This is a genomic window from Staphylococcus pasteuri (assembly GCF_030547725.1).
GTDB lineage: Bacteria > Bacillota > Bacilli > Staphylococcales > Staphylococcaceae > Staphylococcus > Staphylococcus pasteuri.
Genome location: NZ_JAUOQO010000477.1, coordinates 1 through 261 on the forward strand (window position 1 = coordinate 1; position 261 = coordinate 261).

The 261-nt window shown below is 54.0% G+C and carries 1 protein-coding gene; it reads left to right on the forward strand.

Translation table 11 applies throughout. The features are described from left to right. Positions 1 to 261: hypothetical protein (locus tag Q4528_RS14415; RefSeq protein WP_303522322.1), on the forward strand; the 261-nt coding region annotated here is incomplete at both ends.

The following is a 261-nucleotide window of genomic DNA, read 5'->3' on the forward strand; positions in this document are numbered from 1 at the left end:
GCCTTTCGACGAGCCAAGGATCCGAATGCAAAAGCTAAAATCTACCTTCAACTCGCGACAGTTTGCTTCACTAGGGTCGAGGCAGGCGACTTTGCTGCGGTTGGCGCGACAATCCGCTATGCGCGCAAGGCACGTACGTTAGTCAGCGACGTGGCACCGGTAGAGCTAAAAACTGGAATCATCAGCGTATTGGCACGCGCTTATGCTGCCCGAGAGGGTCGAGAATGGGTCTCCAACTTCAAAAAAGCCGAAGAGCTGCTT